Origin of the sequence: Wolbachia endosymbiont (group A) of Machimus atricapillus, from assembly GCF_964027095.1 — a bacterium.
In the GTDB taxonomy this organism is placed as follows: domain Bacteria; phylum Pseudomonadota; class Alphaproteobacteria; order Rickettsiales; family Anaplasmataceae; genus Wolbachia.
Window position 1 is genome coordinate 526,090 of record NZ_OZ034727.1, and the last position, 18,312, is coordinate 544,401.

The 18,312-nt window shown below is 35.2% G+C and carries 15 protein-coding genes; 10 read left to right on the forward strand and 5 right to left on the reverse strand.

What is annotated here, in order from left to right; translation table 11 throughout:
• The first annotated feature begins 376 nt into the window (after window positions 1-376).
• The 3 genes from AAGD68_RS02590 (at window position 377) to AAGD68_RS02600 (ending at window position 2,267) form a co-directional block, all read left to right on the forward strand.
• Complete coding sequence (locus tag AAGD68_RS02590) at window positions 377-1,483, forward strand: D-alanyl-D-alanine carboxypeptidase family protein (RefSeq protein ID WP_253308928.1); 1,107 nt, start codon at window positions 377-379, stop codon at window positions 1,481-1,483.
• 108 nt (window positions 1,484-1,591) lie between these two features.
• Window positions 1,592-1,906 (forward strand): SMR family transporter, encoded by a 315-nt coding sequence (locus AAGD68_RS02595; protein ID WP_341814345.1) that lies wholly within the window; start codon window positions 1,592-1,594, stop codon window positions 1,904-1,906.
• 16 nt (window positions 1,907-1,922) lie between these two features.
• Window positions 1,923-2,267 carry a DMT family transporter gene (locus tag AAGD68_RS02600; protein WP_264732404.1) on the forward strand — a complete coding sequence of 115 codons (345 nt, stop codon included), beginning with the start codon at window positions 1,923-1,925 and terminating at the stop codon, window positions 2,265-2,267.
• 23 nt (window positions 2,268-2,290) lie between these two features.
• Here AAGD68_RS02600 and AAGD68_RS02605 read toward each other — a convergent pair whose 3' ends face one another.
• Entirely contained in the window at window positions 2,291-3,781 is a 1,491-nt protein-coding gene (locus AAGD68_RS02605) for an ankyrin repeat domain-containing protein (RefSeq protein ID WP_341814346.1), read from the reverse strand.
• Between the two features lie 64 nt (window positions 3,782-3,845).
• Window positions 3,846-4,950, reverse strand: a protein-coding gene (prfB, locus tag AAGD68_RS02610; protein WP_253308929.1) for a peptide chain release factor 2 whose coding sequence is annotated in 2 segments (ribosomal slippage) — window positions 3,846-4,874 and window positions 4,876-4,950 — 1,104 coding nt in all. Because the reading frame shifts where the segments join, the coding sequence is not laid out codon by codon here.
• A 154-nt stretch (window positions 4,951-5,104) separates the two neighbouring features.
• Between prfB and mgtE the strand changes: the two genes are divergently transcribed.
• The gene (mgtE, locus tag AAGD68_RS02615; RefSeq protein ID WP_341814347.1) at window positions 5,105-6,475 is read left to right on the forward strand and encodes a magnesium transporter; all 1,371 of its coding nucleotides are present in this window, start codon (window positions 5,105-5,107) and stop codon (window positions 6,473-6,475) included.
• 353 nt (window positions 6,476-6,828) lie between these two features.
• On the opposite strand, the gene AAGD68_RS02620 is transcribed toward mgtE, so the two are convergent.
• On the reverse strand, window positions 6,829-8,280 hold the full coding sequence (locus AAGD68_RS02620; protein WP_265045441.1) for a TrkH family potassium uptake protein: 1,452 nt from the start codon (window positions 8,278-8,280) through the stop codon (window positions 6,829-6,831).
• 146 nt (window positions 8,281-8,426) lie between these two features.
• Here AAGD68_RS02620 and AAGD68_RS02625 point away from each other — a divergent pair, with 146 nt between their 5' ends.
• The gene (locus AAGD68_RS02625) at window positions 8,427-9,668 is read left to right on the forward strand and encodes a hypothetical protein (RefSeq protein ID WP_341814348.1); all 1,242 of its coding nucleotides are present in this window, start codon (window positions 8,427-8,429) and stop codon (window positions 9,666-9,668) included.
• A 348-nt stretch (window positions 9,669-10,016) separates the two neighbouring features.
• On the opposite strand, the gene AAGD68_RS02630 is transcribed toward AAGD68_RS02625, so the two are convergent.
• Entirely contained in the window at window positions 10,017-11,033 is a 1,017-nt protein-coding gene (locus tag AAGD68_RS02630) for a substrate-binding domain-containing protein (RefSeq protein WP_253308933.1), read from the reverse strand.
• 115 nt (window positions 11,034-11,148) lie between these two features.
• Between AAGD68_RS02630 and AAGD68_RS02635 the strand changes: the two genes are divergently transcribed.
• Window positions 11,149-11,310, forward strand: coding sequence for a hypothetical protein (locus AAGD68_RS02635; protein WP_264688080.1), 162 nt, complete (start codon window positions 11,149-11,151; stop codon window positions 11,308-11,310).
• Between the two features lie 175 nt (window positions 11,311-11,485).
• Complete coding sequence (gene dcd, locus AAGD68_RS02640) at window positions 11,486-12,043, forward strand: dCTP deaminase (protein ID WP_064125494.1); 558 nt, start codon at window positions 11,486-11,488, stop codon at window positions 12,041-12,043.
• A 5-nt stretch (window positions 12,044-12,048) separates the two neighbouring features.
• Here the strand turns inward: dcd and AAGD68_RS02645 are convergent, their stop codons facing one another.
• A complete protein-coding gene (locus AAGD68_RS02645) occupies window positions 12,049-13,059 on the reverse strand; it encodes a hypothetical protein (protein WP_265045446.1) in 1,011 nt (336 codons plus the stop codon).
• Between the two features lie 338 nt (window positions 13,060-13,397).
• Between AAGD68_RS02645 and AAGD68_RS02650 the strand changes: the two genes are divergently transcribed.
• The 3 genes from AAGD68_RS02650 to AAGD68_RS02660 all read left to right on the forward strand — a co-directional run bounded on the left by AAGD68_RS02650 (window position 13,398) and on the right by AAGD68_RS02660 (window position 18,288).
• Window positions 13,398-14,360, forward strand: a complete 963-nt coding sequence (locus AAGD68_RS02650; RefSeq protein ID WP_341814349.1) for a hypothetical protein — start codon at window positions 13,398-13,400, stop codon at window positions 14,358-14,360.
• Complete coding sequence (locus tag AAGD68_RS02655) at window positions 14,357-16,693, forward strand: glycoside hydrolase TIM-barrel-like domain-containing protein (RefSeq protein WP_341814350.1); 2,337 nt, start codon at window positions 14,357-14,359, stop codon at window positions 16,691-16,693. The genes AAGD68_RS02650 and AAGD68_RS02655 overlap by 4 nt, the downstream gene beginning before the upstream one ends.
• A gap of 410 nt (window positions 16,694-17,103) precedes the next feature.
• Window positions 17,104-18,288, forward strand: coding sequence for a multidrug effflux MFS transporter (locus AAGD68_RS02660; RefSeq protein WP_253309931.1), 1,185 nt, complete (start codon window positions 17,104-17,106; stop codon window positions 18,286-18,288).
• Window positions 18,289-18,312 lie beyond the last annotated feature (24 nt).

Below are 18,312 nucleotides of genomic sequence, written 5' to 3' on the forward strand. Positions count from 1 at the left end.
ATGTTTAAGAAATTTACTAAGCAGAAAAAAAGGCAAAAGAAACCCCGTGTTAGCTAGTTGTCACTCTCTAATCCTGCAAATTGGCGTACTATACTGTCTTAAACGACTTATAAGCGCGTTTCAGCTTATATAGGTAAAAACCCAGAAATGTTGTGAAGACATAAGGTGCACATAGTGCAAAAAATTAAAAATAAGACGCCAACTACGTTGTTTTCTTGCTGTTTAATCTGCACAGATGAAGATAACTGAATACCTTCACTATCATAATAAGGGGGCTGGCGGAGTTTGTCAAGCAAGTTTTATGCAAGAGATCTATTGAAATGCCCCTGTAAAATTATACTATTAATTAGTGCACTGTAAATTTAAAATTATAGATATGTTAAGCAGATTGGTAATTTTGCTATTAGTTTTTATACTTCCTTTTTCTTCATACTCATACCAGTTTAGAACCAAAGCAAAGCAAGCAGTAGTCTTAGATTTAGCTTCAGATTCATTCATTTTTGACCATAATTCTGATGAAAAAATGGCCCCATCTTCAATGAGCAAGCTAATGACTTTATATATAGCCTTCGATTATCTAAAAGCTGGAATAATACACATGGAGGATAAATTTCGAGTAAGCAGAAAAGCGTGGGAAAGAAAAGGCTCTTCTATGTTTTTGAAAGAAGGTCAATCCGTTACGGTGAGGGAATTACTCGAAGGAATTACAATAGTCTCAGGTAATGATGCCTGCATAACACTAGCCGAGGGTATTGCAGGATCAGAAGAGAATTTTGTGGCTGAAATGAATGAGGTTGCACAAAATTTGAACCTGAATGACAGTCATTTTGTCAACTCAAGCGGGTGGCCAGATGGAGATCATTTTATGAGCGCAAAAGACTTGGTAATGCTGGCAAAAAGGATTTTCACTGATTTTCCTGAATATTACGATTTATTTTCTGAACAATATTTGACATATAACGAAATTGCACAAAAGAATAAAAATCTTCTACTTTTTCACGACATTGGGGTTGACGGTTTAAAAACCGGTTATACAAATGCTGGTGGTTATGGCATTGTAGCATCTGCAAAACGAAATGATAGGAGAATTTTTGCTGTCGTAAATGGTTTAAACACTGAGAAAGAGCGAATAGAAGAAGCAAAAAGACTGATACAATACTCCTTAAAACATTTTAATACTAAGAAAATATTTGCTAAAGACAGTGTAGTTGAGGAAGTAAATGTTCTCTATGGAAAAGATAAAAAAGTGCCTATTACAGTTGCAAACGATGTTACCATAACTTACAACCGCAAATTGCATGACCAAATTAAGGTGCGTATTGAATATAAAGATATGATACCTGCACCCATTAAAAAAGGTCAAGAAGTGGGCAAAGTTTTTGTAGAAATACCAGGTGTTGAGCAACAAACTACGCCTCTTTATGCAGCAAATGACGTACAGGAATTGAATTTCGTAGAAAAGTTTTTTAGAATGTTATTTTAAGTTTAATATATTGGCTTTCAAAGCAATTTCGAAAGAGAGATCTATTGCACTTTAGTGTAGTTTTAACTAACAATTTCTGTTACAATACAAGATTGAAATGTTACGAAAATGTGCTGGTTATATTTGTTGCTGTCTAGTATCCTAGAGATACTGTGGGCTGTAACGTTAAAGTTTAGTAACAGTTTTACTAAAGTTGTGCCTTCGATTGCAACATTGGTAATTATGATCATTAGCATTTACTTTTTATCTCTTGCAGCATGCTTTCTACCTATTAGAGTATGCTATGCAGTTTCCTCTGGAATATGCACAATTGGAATAACTATAATTGGTGCAACCGCTTTCACAGAGAATATTAATTTATCTCAAGTTTTATGTATCATTTTAATTATAATAGGAACTATAGGGCTAAAGCTCTCTATTTAAACCTAAAAATTTATGCATGAATTGGATATATTTACTCTTATCGTCACTAATTGAAGTGTTCTGGGTCATAACACTTAAGCATAGTTGTGGATTTACTCATCTCGTACCATCAATAATTAGCATACTCTCCATGGCTCTTAGTACGTATTTACTTTCGCTCGCTATACGTTCTATACCTATCGGAGTATGCTATGCAATTTGGACTGGAGTAGGTGCTATAGGAGCTTCGATACTTGGAGTTTACCTATTTAATGAACCAGTTAATTTATTCGAAGTAATATGCTTTATTTTAGTTACATTCGGGATTATAGGATTAAAATTGTTTGATACTGCAAAACAAACTGTTGATAAAATGGAATAAGAGATCCCACAATTGGAATTATATTAAGGAAATACTTCCTGCACATTCCCATTTACGTTTTGCGCTTCTTTCGTTTCATCCATTTTAGTACTAGGTTCTAACATTCTAACTGTAGTATAAGCTACTGCTAATGCTGCTGCTACAACTGTAACTACTGCTCCTATTACAGGATATAGCCCAGCTGTAATTGTTCCAATTGCAAAAAGTGTTATCGTTATAGCAGTACCAAACAATATTGTTAAACTGAAAGCAACAAGAGATATTTTACCCTGTTGGTCATGTCGTTTCATTCTTTCTTCAGATAAAAGAAAATTCACATGCCGAACTATATAATGATTTTTGTCAAAATCGCTCGGAATTTTATTATCATTATTCTTTGACAAAAGATCTGCTCTTTTGCCTATTAAAGTCTCAATTACCTCTTTGCAACCACGTCGAGCAGCCATATGTAAGGGAGTGCATTTATCTTTATCTACTGCATTAACCTTTGCTCCTGCTCCTATTAGAGCTTTTGCTGTCTCTTCATTCTTGGCATTATGCAAGGGAGTGCGTTTATCTTTATCTAATGCGTTAACATTTGCTCCCGCTCCTATTAGAGTTTTTACTGTCTCTGCATCTTCAGCAAAATGTAAAGGAGTACATCCATATTTATCTGCTGCATTAACATTTGCTCTTGCTTCTACTAGAATTTTTACTATCTCTTTACGGCAAAATTGAGTAGCTATATGCAAGGGAGTGCGTTTATCTTTATCTAATGCGTTAACATTTGCTCCTGCTCCTATTAGAGTTTTTACTGTTTCTTTACAACCATATTGAATAGCCAAATGTAAGGAAGTGCGTCCATCTCTATCTATTGCATCAACATTTGCTCCTGCTTCTATTAGAGTTTTTACTATCTCTATGCGACCTTTTTTAGCAGCCAAATGTAAAGGAGTATTCCTATATTTATCTACCGCTTTGACATCTCCTTCTCCTTCTATTAGAGTTTTTACTATCTCTATGTAACCTTTTTCAGTAGCCAAATGTAAAGGAGTATACCCATCTTTACTTATTGCATTAACATCTATATCTTCTCTTTTCAATAGGAGATTTACTACTTCTGTTTGACCATTTTCACAAGCCAAATGCAAAGGAGTACATTCATGATTATCTTTTTCATTAACATCTGCTCCGTTGTCTATTAGAGCTCTTATTGTTTTAGTGCAGCCACGGCGAGCAGCCTTACATAAAGGAGTGTCTCCATATCCATTTTTTGCATTAGCATTGATTCCTTCTACTCCCAATAGAGCATTCACCACATTTTCTAAATTATTGTGGATAGCTAAATGCAATAATCCATATTCTACTGCAAATAAGTGGTTTACACCAAAACCAGCTCCTTCCCACTCTTTATATTCATCTGAATATTGTGATAATTTCTCTTTTATCTTCCCAATTACGTTATCTTTACTTAAATTTTTGTCAGCATCAATTGCACTTAGCATTCTTTCCCACTGCTCGTGTTCAATTGTCATAACTTTACTCCTACTTTAACAATATTTTAATTATCATATATTATGACAAGAAAGTTAACCCTACCTAATTTTGCTTAGTAAGCACACTAACTATGAAACAATCTATATTACCATCAAAAACAGAATTTATATTACCCACTTCATGTCCAGTTCTTAAATCCTTCACCATTTGATATGGATGCATAACGTACGATCTGATCTGATTGCCCCAGCCTATATCGCATTTTTTACCATATTCTTCAGCCATCTTTTGTTCTTTTTTTTCCAGTTCAATTTGGTACAAACGTCCTTTAAGTAATTTTAACGCCTCATCCTTATTTCTGTGTTGAGAACGACCATTTTGGCATTGAACTACAACACCAGTTGGAATATGCGTAATGCGTACCGCACTTTCAGTCTTGTTCACGTGCTGACCGCCTGCTCCGGAAGCACGGTAGGTGTCGATCTTTAGATCCTTTTCATCCACAGCAATATCAATTGAATCTTCTATCACTGGAGTTACTCCTACACTTGCAAAACTGGTATGACGTTTACCATTTGCATCAAACGGCGATATTCTAACCAGCCTGTGAATTCCACTTTCACTTTTTGCCCACCCATAAGCTTTTTCTCCAACGATTTTTATCATTGCAGACTTTATACCAACCGACTCTCCTTCTAATTTTTCTACAACTTCAACTTTAAAGTTGTGATAAATTTCTGCCCATCTTACATACATGCGCATCAGCATTTCAGCCCAATCATTGCTCTCTGTTCCACCAGCTCCTGAGTGGATTTCTAAAAAGCAGTTATTGTTATCTGCTTCACCAGTAAATAAGGATTCTGTCTCTTTAAGTTTGATTAATTTCTCTAGCTTAGCTAATTCACTTTCAACTTCAGAGAAAAATTCTTCATCATTCTCATCAATAGCAGACTTCATTAAGCTAATGGCATCGTTGTAATCGCTTTCCAACTTTAAAAACAACTCTACGTCATGCTTAATTTTAGAACGTTCTTTTAAAATTTCTTGTGCCTTTTGATTGTCTTGCCACAGATTATCATTCGACGCTTGGGAATCCAGCTCTTCAAGACGCAACTTTAATTTTTCTATGTCAAAGACACCTCCTGATAAGAGAAATACTTTTATTTAAGCCTTGAAAGTATTCGAAAATTTCTGAATAAGTTTTCATTATACTTTAGATTTTAATATATTTACTATTACTAACAATAACAGCAAACAAAATAGAAATTTAACCATATGATAGTTAATTCAAAATAATTTCATTATACTTTAATGTTTAAGGAAATCAAGTGTGTATATTTATTAAAAAATAAGGTAAAGTAATGAATATTAAAATAAGTTCTCATTATGGTTTAGACAAAAAGGCTATTGATGACTTAATAGAGTCACTTGATAACGAGGAGCTAGAAAATGTTTGTAATATTGTAAAAACGATAGATAGCGTTCAGTTAGCTTATTTTTTATCTACTTCAATCAGTGATCACAGGGAGAAATTAGTTAATATCCTCGATCAACATTTGTTAAGTGATGCCCTAGTGCATGTAGTGCCAGATTTACAAAGAGAGATCATAGAAACATTGGGAATAGAAAATACAGCAAAGTTACTAATGCTCCTTGATGTAGAAGATATAGTAACCATAGTGAAAGATTTGGATAGAAAGTCTATAGAAAACATACTTAACTACTTACCCAATGCAACTCAAAAATTAGTAGAGGAGTTGTTATCATACCCAGAAGAAAGTGCAGGAAGGTTGATACATAAAAATATGGTTATAGCTCCATATTATTGGACGATAAATCAGCTAATGGAATTCTTGCGCAACTATAAAAAAATACCAGAAAGATTTCACCAGATATTCATTATCAACTCAAAATTAGAGCCTATAGGCAGTGTTAATTTAAATAAGGTAATATCTCACTCAGGAGACACAATAATAAAAGAGATAATGGATCATGACATAAAAATCATTAAAACTGGAGTAGACCAAGAGGAAGTAGCAAGAATATTTAAAGATTACTCTCTATTATCGGCTCCGGTAGTAAATAAGAATGGTAAAATTATTGGTGTGATCTTAATTGAAGATGTGATAAAAGTTGTTCAACAAGAAACAGAAGAGGATGTACTCAAAATAAGCGGTGTATCTTCTAAAGCCGATATAAATGCCCCTATACATAAAACTATAATTAAAAGGCTACCTTGGTTACTGTTTAACCTCTTAGCTGCAACAATGTGTTCCATAGTAGTTGGCTTTTTCGATGATGTAATAAAAAGTTTTATAGTACTGCCAATAATCATGCCGATAATTGCATCAATGAGCGGAAATGCAGGATCCCAAACAGTAACGCTAACCATCCGGGCAATCGCAACAAAATATCTAACTGAGCAAAATGCAAAAAGAGTACTGATGAAAGAATTTTTAATAGGTCTTATAAACGGGGTAATTTTATCTACCATTTCACTCGTAGTATTAGCAATAAGATTTCACAATTTCAAAGTGGAGATGATTTTTGTGGTCTCCATGATTATGATGTCAATTATTGCAACGTTCATCGGAACTTTCATTCCTATAATGCTTCACCGTTTAGAGTCTGACCCTGCAGTTTCTTCTTCAATCCTAACATCGGCAACAACTGATATTCTCTCAGCTCTGATGTTTCTTGGTTTAGCTACGATCTTTTTATTAAACAGCTGATACTATCTATAGCTATACCGCGATTTATTCCATAGCTGTACGAACATTCATTTTTAAAGGTAAACTGTACAGCGAATGGTGTCATTCCAGTGCTTGACACTGGAATCTAGCCTTTTCATAATCATCAAAATGTTGTATTTTTACATAAAATGGCTACTTTTATGCTTACCAACTTAATAAAATTCCTGGATCCCAGTGTCTGGGCACTGGGATGACACCCTCCTGATAGACAATGTTCGTACATCTGTAGATTTATTCGCGGTATAGATTCTGCTAACAAGTAGCGGAATGACGGTTTTTCAAATTGTCGTAAGTCAGTTTAGCTATAATATCAAGTTTCACAACTTTACCAACTATTTCTTTCTATTAAATAAGAATAAATTACCTATACAAAAATAGATTGGCAATATTTCAAGTCTACCAAGCAGCATCAAAAACGACAAAAATAATTTTACTTCATTACTGAAAGAAGAATAGTTACCTGAAGGGCCTATTAAATTACTAAATCCCGGGCCAGAATTTGTAAGCGTTGCAGAGACTGAACTGATGCTAGTTATAAAGTCTGCATTGCTTAAGTAAGACATCACTATTGATGAAATGGTAAACGTTAACATGAAAATTGCAAAAAATATAAAGACAGAGTGAACTTCATCATTCTCCAGGGTTTTTCCGTTGAATTTTACCCTATTACCTGCACCTGGGTTTAATAAAAGGCGAAAGTGATTTCCTATAGACTTTAGAAAAATGATCAAACGAAAGATTTTGATGCCACCACTTGAAGAACCACTACATCCACCAACAAAGGTTAGAAAAAAAGCTAAGACTGAAATGAAGCTCCAATCTGTATGATTACAGATTGCATAACCAGTTGACGTAATTAAAGAGGTGATGGTAAACGTGCTGTATCTAAATGATAATGACACTCCTAAATCAACATTTTGATACAACCAAAAACAAGCAAATAAAGATGAAACAATAGCTATCTTAACAAAGTAAGAGACCTGTTCATCATAGCAAATGTCTAACCGTCTTATGATTTTTAAATAGCTAAAAAAAGGCAGAGAACCCAAAATCATAAAAATGATCGTTATGACTTCTAACATAGGGTTATTGTAGTGCCCTATAGAATCATTATAGTTAGCAAATCCACCAGTTGATACAGCGGACATTCCGTGACATATTGCGTCAAATAGTGGCATGCCAGCCAGATAATAGGAAAATATACATAACAAAATTAGGCCATAATATATTGCTGTAATATGAATTACTACGCTTCGCGTGTTCGGCAACTTCCTTTTTGTAGCATCTGAATATTCAGAATAAAGTAAATTATTTAGGCTGAGAATCTTAAACATAGGAAAAACTGCAATTCCTAAAGTGATTACACCAAAACCCCCCATGCCATGTAGCATTGCTCTCCATAGCAGTATTCCTGGAGATTGTTTTTCAATATCATTAAATATAGTTGCCCCTGTGGTTGTGATGCCAGATATCGTTTCAAATAATGCATCAACATAGCTCAGATTGTCAAAATAGAAAGGAATAGCTGCAAACAAAGACAAGGCAATCCAGGTGCAACTAGTAATTGCAAAAATTGCCGGCATGCCATTTAATTTACCGAGTAAAATAAAAATTACGCCAGATGTGCAGGTAATTATGAATCCAGCGAGAAAATTTTTCCATTCGTAGCTGAGACATTTATTAGTAATAGCAGGAATAAGCATTGCTAAGCTAAATAACAATAGGAATATTCCCACAATAAATACAATTGAACGTAAAGTTTGTAAACGTTGATGATTTTTCATAGAGTTATTTCCTCGCTATACAAAGCCATAAAAGCTACTCTAACGTCAAGCATTTTGTTGGCCTTTATTAACAGTTATTAACAATATACTTTACTTACTTGTAAATATATATGATAATTAAACTTTATAGAAAATAGAGGTAAAATATGACTGAATTAACTGACATACAACAAAAAATTCAAACTTCATTAATTACAGCAATCAGCGAGAATAACCTTAAAATGGTCCAGGAAATATTCAACAGTAATGAAAATGATGATATACAAGCAGCTTTGAGACACGAGGGAGCTCCGACTAGTGAAAAAGATATCATTTTATATTTTGCTATTACTCGCCTTAACGATATAGTTGAAGATAAAGAAAAATTTGAAAAAAGCGTAAAGATCATTGAACTAATTTGGCAGAAAACTAATCAAAAAATTCGTGATTCTGTGTGTGATCATGCAATAGAGAGTTTTGAAAACTCTCTAAGAGAAACTGTCCTTAGTGACATACCTGCTCTTGAAACAGTTATTCAAGAAATGGAAGAGCACAAGAGGGTAATGGATCTTAGTTCAATACTAAGAGATGCAATAAAAAGTCTTAATGTTAATCAAGTTGAAGCAGCATTAGAGAATTGTGGTGAAAATGTACAAAGTGTTTTAGATCGAATAGTATATTGGGTTGATGGAGACGTAGATGCCTTTTTAGTTTATCCTCTGGAAGTTAAATATAGTAAAGAATTGAACCAAGAAGATGTGGAAAAGATAAAAGAAATCTTTGAATTAATGTTTAATGCTGCTTCTCCACAGCTCCTTGGGTATGAGCACCGTGGAAATAACTATGTAATGAGTAAACTTGTAAAGGCACAAAAACGTTTTGCTAAAATACCTGGAGTAGGTGAGCAATGCTTTCAAGATTTGATTCAAAAATTTGAGGAAAAACTTAGTAAAGATACACTAGATAATGCCAAGGCTGATGATCAGATAGCATGGGATAAAGAGTATGCGACTCGATTTTCACAAGAAATCAATCATGATCTGTTTGAGAATGATGAACTTAATGCTTGTATAGATGACACTGATCTAGGTCAAAACCCAGTAATTAACACCGCAAACCCTGAATTAACAAATGAAGCAGATAACAAAACCCCAGAAAAGAACGATACAAACTTCTGGAGTGAACACAAAGGGAAGATTGCTCTAGGTGTTACTGGACTATGCGTAGCTGGTGCTGTTGCAGCCTATGTGCTAGCGTATCCTGTAGTTGCACTGGCTTTAACAGTTTTGGCAGCAGTTATATTAATGGGTGCTGGTATTGCTAAGTTTTGTGAGAAATCAGAAAGCCCAAATACGAAAAGCTCGGACCCAGATCTTTCTCAGTGTTGCAACAAAACAAGAACTGCCTAATTAGTAATCCATTGTCATCCCAGCGCGCTGCGCTGGGGTCTGACTACGCTAGACAAAGAATATGTATCCGTTCAGGAAAGCGACAAAATAAGGTAGACAAGGTAGTATAAAAAGATAACCATAAAAGTGAGTTTACAACAAATGGTGTCATGCCAGTGCGTGACACTGGCATCCAGTTGAGCTATTTCAACAAAAATACTGCATTTGAGGTGAACTTTTTTCTCACCAGGACCATTATCTATTACACTTATTTACGAGTATAATAATTAAAGTCTGGATCCCAGTGTTACGCACTGGGATGACAAAAAAAGGAGGCTGCTTGGATGACAGGAGAAGGAAGTGTTGCCGTCACGTTATATCATAAACCTTTGCTGAAGCTTTCTTTATATATTCACTTGAAAGTGGGATTAGACCAAGCCTAGATAGGTACCCATCTTCAATGCCGATCGAATCTATAATTTCTTTTATGAATTCTCTTAATCCATCAACAGTATCCAGGTGTTCTTTCTTTATATAAAGGTATAGAGGTCTTGCTAATATATATTTTCCCGATGATATATTTTCGTAAGTTGGCTCAATTCCTGCAATTGTGCTCCCTTGTATTTTATCTTGATTCCTCATTAAAAAGCTAAAACTAAATATCCCTAAAGCGTTCTTGTTACTTTTCAATTTTTGTATTATTATGTTTTCATTAATTCCAACTTCTATATACCTTCCGTCATCCCTTATATTACCACATGCTTTCTTTCTTTCTTCCTGATCTTTATAATTCTCTTTGAAAATTCTCGAGTTCATGCATGAATATTGATTGAACATAATAGAATTAACCAAAGTTTCGTATGTGCCTGTATTTTGATGTGGACCATAAATTTCAATTTCTGTTTTTGGTAAGGCTTGATTTACATCAGACCAAAACTTCTTATTATTTTTTACTAATTTATCATTTTCTTGAGAATATGCAGATAAAGTTTCAAATAAGTCCTTTTTTGTGAAATCAAATCTATGGCTTTGATTTGAATTTGCAATGACAATTCCATCATAGCCAATGATGATCTCTATCACTTCATTAATTTTATTTCTTTTACATAGTTCTCTTTCTACTTCCTTCATAGGGCGAGATGAAGTGGTGATGTCTGGCGTGTCTTCCCCTATTCCTGAGCAAAACATTTTGAACCCTGATCCACTTCCTATCGATTCCACAACTGGAGTCTTAAAAGAGAATACACGATTGAACTCCTCGGCTACAAATGAGATAAAAGGAAAAACGGTTGAAGATCCAACAATTCTGATGTATTTCCTGGCATCAGCATTTGACAGCGGCGTGAATAATACGAATACAAAAATCAGGAGAAAGTTTCTAAGCATTATTTTTAGTTAAGAACATAAATCTAATTATTGTAATAAAAAATCAAACTGAAAAGCTTTAATTTTCTCTTGTGATTGACCTATAGCTAATCCAATTGACCGCTATTTCAATTGCATGAACATTGTAACAATGGTGTCTGCAAGCAGCTTACTGTACGAACATTGTGATTTGAGAGCAATTTCCACTAGGAGGATGTCATCCCAGTGCCCAGACACTGGGATCCAGTTCTTATTACCTGGTGTAAAGTTAAGTTTTCTGGATTCCAGACTGGAATGACATCATTTACCATGTACAATTTGTTAGTTAATAATCCATTGTCATCCCAGCGTCATGCGCATAATTGTATGAACATTGTGATTTGATACAAGCTACTTGCATGACAAAAGCTACAGTTTACATTTAAATTTTATTTTATATTATTGTAAGTATTACACAACTTTAAGGGGCAATTATGGCAGTTATGCCAGATAAATGGATCAGAGAAAAAGCTGAAAATTTTGGAATGATAGAGCCTTTTGTGGATCACAAAAGCAGCAAAGGTGTTATATCTTTCGGACTATCGTCTTATGGGTATGATGCAAGAGTGGATAATAAATTTAAAATTTTTACTAACGTTAATTCAGCCATCGTGGACCCTAAAAATTTCTCTGAGAATAGTTTTATAGATAAAGAAACAGACGTATGCATAATTCCACCAAATAGCTTTGTGCTTGCAAGCACAGTGGAATATTTTCGTATACCAAGAAATGTACTGGTCATTTGTGTTGGTAAATCAACTTACGCAAGGTGTGGAATTATAGTAAACGTTACTCCCTTAGAACCTGGATGGGAAGGTCATGTCACACTCGAATTCTCAAACACCACCCCACTTCCTGCAAAAATTTACGCTAATGAAGGCGCATGCCAATTCGTATTTTTAAGCGGCGAAAGTGAGTGTGAAAAATCATATGATGATATGAAAGGAAAATATATGAATCAGCATGGTATCACTTTGCCGCTGGTAAAGTGATTACTTTAGGTAAAGCAAGATATTGTGCTATTGTACTGAAGATTACTAAGATAAGTTTTAACTAATTTGTCGCATTCTTTATCACCTAAAACTGCACGTGCAGAGTGGTTTTTAAATGACTCTACATAGCTTGAAAAGAAATTTGTAGAAGGATTACTTAAAGCTTCTGCAACTTCTTTTTTTTCTTTATCATTGGAAAGCTGATTAAATAGTTCTTCTCCCTTTTTTTGCAGCTCATTTTCAAATTCCTGCTTTATAGTATTCTTATCTGCTTTTTGCAAGAAGGAAAACTCTTCAAAAATGTACAAGGAAGAGACAATACTGTTGAAGGTACCAGTAAAACATGCACTTGAACCACGACCACCACGCACTCCGTATTCTGTTTGCGATTCTACTAAATGTTTAACCAGTTGATATTTTCTCTGTGATATGCGGGTATTAATATCTATATTATGATCAGCATTTGCTCTAGTTTGATCGTTGCAATCCTTCCAAGCTAAATTTAAAACTTGCTTCAATGTTAACCCGCTTCCACTATGTGTATCAGGGTTATTTTTTATACGCTCCAAGCACTCAAGTGCATGTTTTTTCTCATCTTCTCTAAGTTGATCTTTATCTGCAGCTTTTTGTGTGCCATTTGCTATGCACTCTAACTGATCAATAAATCCTTCTATTTCCTCTATAAACTTATCATCAACATCAGGCTCGCCATAGTTTTCTTTTAGCTTTTGAACGTTAATATTAATTGCATCATTTACATTAGTATCATGCGTTGTTTGTGGGATACGTGCTGCCTCCATAAATGCTTCAGTTCTTTTGCCTCCTGCAAAAAGATATAGCTTACTCAATACCTTGGCGATTAAGAAAAACACCAGGGGAGGAATAAAAAATATTATAAAAAGTACTACAAATAAACCTGTGATTAGCCACCTTACAGGAGCTAGCAGAATTTCTTTTGCTTTTTTTAATTTTGACGGTCTTTGTATGTTGTCTGGTGTATTTACTACTGCTGGCATAATTAGTTTAAGTTAGTATCAATATTTTTAATATACTATATTTTTTCTTATTTTGTCAACTCAAATTTCTACTTCCGCACTTTTTCATTGTTGCTTACAATAATTATAGCTACACGATTTACTCATGTGCTTTTCTTAATTAAAAACTTCAACTATTCATTGTAAGCTATTGAATTTCCTACTATTTAGTGGCAAATTGTCATCCAAGTGGCTGTAAAACGACAAATTCGTCATTCCGCTACTAGTTAGTGGAATCTATACCGCGAATGAATCGCGGTATGACGGTTCGCGGCGGCATAACGATAAGCTCGTCATCCCGCTACTAGTTAGCGGAATCTATGCTAAGAGATACCGCGAATGAATCGCGGTATGACGGTTCGTGGCGGCATGACGTAGAGCCTACATTAACTATAGAAACAAAAAGGAGGATTATCATGTCTACAATAGTTTTATCATCAATTTTTGGTCAAGCAGGCAGCATTTTTGGTCCAATTGGCCAGATTATCGGCTCAGAACTCGGTGCTCTTCTTGGTGCGCAGCTTGATGGTGCGATGTTTAGCCTTGATGCTGAGCAGAAAGTAACGCATGGTGCGAGACTAAAAAATCTGCAAGTTCAAACCTCAACCTATGGAAGGACGATACCAATTATCTATGGCACTGCTCGCATTGCAGGGAACATTATTTGGTCACAGCCAATAAAAGAAGAGGCGATAACCACCAAAAGCAAAATTGGAAGAGGTATGAATGTTGAGTATAATTACTATGCAACGCTTGCAATTGCGATCTGCAAGGGGAAAGTAGAAAAATTAAACAGAATCTGGGCAGATACAACATCACTTAGCTTTGATGAAATAGATTATACTTTTTACCGCGGTACAGAAGACCAAAATCCTGATCCATTTATGTCGTCAATCGAAGGTGTGCCGGCTTATAGGGGAATATCTTACATAGTCATCAAGAATTTTCCTTTAGCAGACTATAATAACCGCGTTCCGGTATTCACATTTGAAGTGCAGACTATATTAAAGCCTAGCGGATTTTCAGTAGTAGAAAATATTCAGAATATCAATATAATACCAGGCTCAGGAGAGTTTGTATATGATACAAAAATACAGAAGAAAATCGCGCAAGAGAAAATAAGCAGCAACCAATATATCCCATATGGGCTGGTACAAAGGGTAAATCATAACAACCACACTAAAAAGAGCGATGCAGTGCTTTCTTTGGATCAATTAAAGGGAGATTTACCAAATGTTGAGTGGGTATCGGTAGTAGTCAATTGGTTTGTGAATGATCTGTGAACATTAAAGATTGTAAAATATACCCTGCAGTTGAATTTCAAGATGATTCCGCAATATTACCTGATGATTGGCAAGTAGGAAGTAGTACCAGAGATGATGCTCAGCTAATTTCAAAAGACGATAATGGAAACCCAAGATATGGTGGCACAGTTAGTGATTCAGCGCTAATAAGATATATAGAAGAGCTACACAGCAGAGGCTACAAGGTGATGCTCTATCCGATGCCCTTACTTGATACAAAGAACAAAGAGTGGCGAGAAAGATTGAGCGGGACTCCTGGGGATATAAGTGATTTTTTTAAGAATCAGTACAACAAATTTATAGAGCATTATGCAAGCATTGCCAAACAAACTAAAGTGGAAGGGTTTATCATTGGTTCTGAATTTGTTGAACTTACCAAAATCAGAGATGAAAAAGGTAATTACCCTGCAGTGGCAGAGCTAGTTAAGCTTGCAAAGCAGATAAAACTTGATCTTGGAAAAGAAGTAACAGTAACTTACGCTGCGGATTGGAGCGAATACCACTCATATGATGGTTGGTATAATATGGATGAACTGTGGTCTTCACAGTACATCGACGTTGTTGGCATAGATGCTTATTTTCCACTGACTGATGGTCCAGAGCCTCCTTTTGGCTATTCTGCGGAAGATGTAATGGGTGGTTGGAGCAGTGGAGTGGGGTATGATTATTTCTATGATTACTCAAAAAGTGAGCCTGAAAAAGTAAAGTATAACGACAGCAGGTATGCGTGGAAAAATATAGAGAAATGGTGGAGTGAAACTCACATAAACCCCGGTGGTAGTAAAACAAAATGGCAACCAAAAATGAAAAAAATATGGTTTACTGAATATGGATTTCCCATTATGAACGGCTGCACTAATGAGCCAAATGTGTTTGTTGACAAAGGCAGCATAGAGAGCAAATATCCACGATATTCAAACGGAGAGGTGAGCTTTCTTTCACAAAAAATTGCAATTGAAGGAACGCTAAAGAAGTGGCAAAGCTCAGAAATGGTAGAAAAAATGTTTCTCTGGGCATGGGATGCAAGGCCATTTCCTTACTTTCCCAATTTGTGTGATGTGTGGACTGACTGCCATAATTGGCAGACAGGACATTGGATTCAGGGAAAGCTTTCACAGCTTAATATTTCCGATGTTTTATTGGATCTATTACAAAAAACAGGTTTAAAAAGCAATCAGTTCGATACAGGTGGCGTCAAAGGGTTATTGTCTGGATATGTAATAAATGACCAGCAACCCGTACGTTCAATTATTAAAATGCTGCAAAGTTGCTATTTTTTTGATGTGGTTGAGCAGGGCTCTAAACTGAAATTTGTCCAAAAGGGCAGGGGAGTTACAACTGTAATGCCAATTGGTGAAACGGTTTTCAGTAACAATTCAAAACTTGTTAATATTAGTCAACTGGATTTAAACAATAAAGTTAACGTCGTTTATTTTAATCGCAATTTTGGCTATCCAATTGATGTTAAATATGCTGAGTTGCCAAAGCAAGGCACTGCTGCAACAGTTGAAATACCGCTCATTATGGAGGAGGGAGAGGCGCAAAATATAGCTGAGGTTTTACTTTATTCTTCGTGGCAAGAGAGAAATATATACAATTTCAAGCTGCCGATAAAATATGCGTGGCTTGCGCCAAGTGATGTCATAACGATTTTAGACGGTGAGAAAAAGCATACGGTGAGAATTATAAAAACAAAATTTGAAAGCATGTCCATTCAAGTAAGTGGTGTTGGTTATGACAGCTCCATATATAAGCTTTCTTTTCCTTCAACAAGGTCTCTTATGCTGAAGGAATACCCTCCTTCTCATATCAGCAAAACCATCGTAGAAATGATAGATTTACCGCATGTTAAAGGTAATATTGCAATCTTTACTTTAATTGGTGAGGAAAGGAATTGGAAGGGAGCAACGCTCTTTATTTCGTACAACGATAAGGATTATAAGCCTATCGCAAGCACAAATAAACAGTCTACTTACGGATATGTAATGGAATCTACCGATGAGGGGCTTGTAATAGTATTACGTTTTGGTAAGCTGCTAGGAATTATCGATTCAAATTCAGCATTAATCGGAAAAGAGATAGTGAAATTCCAGAGTACTAAACTCATAGATAAAAATAAATATAAGCTTAGCAACCTAATTAGAGGGCAAGAAGGTACTAAAGAGTATGAGCATACAGGAGGTGAGAAATTTACCTTACTTGATGATTCAATAATTTCTTTTGAAGTGCAATCAGGGAGAAAATTTTACCTCAAAGCAGTGACTTATGGTGATTCGTTGGATAACACGGAAGCAAAGGTCCTGAACAATTGATGCTCAGTATTTAAACTTAAACCTGAATAATTGAAGATAAGATATTGAAATTCAGGCTTTTTATGATTTTAGCTTAAGATTCCAGTGTCAAAGCACATAACTGTACGAACATTGTGATTTGAATCCACTAGGAGGGTGTCATTCCAGTCTGGAATCCAGCTTTTTCATAATCATCAAAACGTTGTATAAAACGGCTACTTTTATGCTTACCAACTTAATAAAATTCCTGGATCCAAGTAGTCAAGGCACTGGGATGACAAAGGAGGACAGTGTCCGCTACTCGAATGACATCGTTTACTATGTAACATTGTACTTATACTAATGAAAAAAATATATTATAATCAAGTATATTTAATCCAGTAAATCATTAAGTGAAAACAGCTCTTTCGCAAAATATCATCTCTCTTATTATGATATTGTCTGTAGCAATTGTCGATATGGCAACTGACCTATACTCAGTTGCACTACCAAGCATTGCCAATTATTTTAAAGTAGAAGGCAGTGTAGTGCAGCTTACAATTAGCTTGAATCTAGTTGGATTTGCAGTATCTGGATTAATTTATGGTCCATTATCGGACCATTATGGTAGGCGTCCAATGATGCTGATTGGTATGACAATTTTTACTTTAGCAAGTATCATGTGTTATATAGCCGACAGTATTGCGCTCTTGATACTAATTCGCTTCATACAAGGAGCAGGGGCAGGTGTTGCAGGTGTTGTTGGGTATGCAGCAATAAGGGATATGTACTCGGGTAGTGAATACTCGAGAGTAATTTCAAAGTTAAATATGGTAGTGGCACTCTCACCTGGAATAGCTCCAGTGGTGGGCGGTTATATAATTTCACATGGGTATAGTTGGAAATTTTTGTTTTTTATTATATCACTTGCGGCAATTGCTATGCTTATTTTTATTTACTTTAAGTTACAAGAAACACTCATTGTGAATAAAAATGAAACCAGTATAACTAACATAACTACTAATATCTTCAAGCAATACATATCAATATTTAGAAATTATCGTTTCCTTGGGTTTTCAGCCATTCATGGATTAACTTTCATGTGGCTTTGGGCATATGTTGCTAACTACCCGTTCATATTTGAATCAATGGGCATTGAAGTACAGTATTTTGGCTACCTCATATCGATCATAGTCATATTTTACATAATTGGAACTTTAATTAATAGAAGGTATGTACCAAAAGTAGGGGTTAGCAAAATGCTAATAATAGGTTTGGTGTTACCGATAATATCCGATAGTTTATTGGTATATTTTTATTTCGCGGACAAGTTAAATATATTAATTCTTCAAGTTGCCTGGATTCCAGCCAATATTGGGCTTGCATTAGTAATCAGCAATAACGTAACTTCTGCTTTAGAAACGATCAAAGGTATAGGGCTTGGTAGTGCAGTCCTCTCATTCTGCAATATGATGTTTGGGGCTATTGGAATATATATAGTAGGAAAATTTTTTCGCTATGGCATTTTACCAAATTTACTATTAACAATAATATGCTCTACAATTGCAATTCTTATGTACAGCCTGCTCAAATATACTGAAAAACATGGGCATTATTTGCGTGATCCAGGAACATAAAGGTCATAGATTATTAACGGCTTT

Excerpts from the sequence above, each read along its gene's own strand:
- mgtE (WP_341814347.1), top strand. The coding sequence starts at position 5,105 with ATGAATATTAAAATAAGTTCTCATTATGGTTTAGACAAAAAGGCTATT.
- AAGD68_RS02625 (WP_341814348.1), top strand. The coding sequence starts at position 8,427 with ATGACTGAATTAACTGACATACAACAAAAAATTCAAACTTCATTAATT.
- AAGD68_RS02590 (WP_253308928.1), top strand. The coding sequence starts at position 377 with ATGTTAAGCAGATTGGTAATTTTGCTATTAGTTTTTATACTTCCTTTT.
- AAGD68_RS02595 (WP_341814345.1), top strand. The coding sequence starts at position 1,592 with ATGTGCTGGTTATATTTGTTGCTGTCTAGTATCCTAGAGATACTGTGG.
- AAGD68_RS02620 (WP_265045441.1), bottom strand. The coding sequence starts at position 8,280 with ATGAAAAATCATCAACGTTTACAAACTTTACGTTCAATTGTATTTATT.
- AAGD68_RS02600 (WP_264732404.1), top strand. The coding sequence starts at position 1,923 with ATGAATTGGATATATTTACTCTTATCGTCACTAATTGAAGTGTTCTGG.
- AAGD68_RS02660 (WP_253309931.1), top strand. The coding sequence starts at position 17,104 with ATGATATTGTCTGTAGCAATTGTCGATATGGCAACTGACCTATACTCA.
- AAGD68_RS02605 (WP_341814346.1), bottom strand. The coding sequence starts at position 3,781 with ATGACAATTGAACACGAGCAGTGGGAAAGAATGCTAAGTGCAATTGAT.
- dcd (WP_064125494.1), top strand. The coding sequence starts at position 11,486 with ATGGCAGTTATGCCAGATAAATGGATCAGAGAAAAAGCTGAAAATTTT.
- AAGD68_RS02630 (WP_253308933.1), bottom strand. The coding sequence starts at position 11,033 with ATGCTTAGAAACTTTCTCCTGATTTTTGTATTCGTATTATTCACGCCG.
- AAGD68_RS02635 (WP_264688080.1), top strand. The coding sequence starts at position 11,149 with ATGAACATTGTAACAATGGTGTCTGCAAGCAGCTTACTGTACGAACAT.
- AAGD68_RS02650 (WP_341814349.1), top strand. The coding sequence starts at position 13,398 with ATGCTAAGAGATACCGCGAATGAATCGCGGTATGACGGTTCGTGGCGG.
- AAGD68_RS02645 (WP_265045446.1), bottom strand. The coding sequence starts at position 13,059 with ATGCCAGCAGTAGTAAATACACCAGACAACATACAAAGACCGTCAAAA.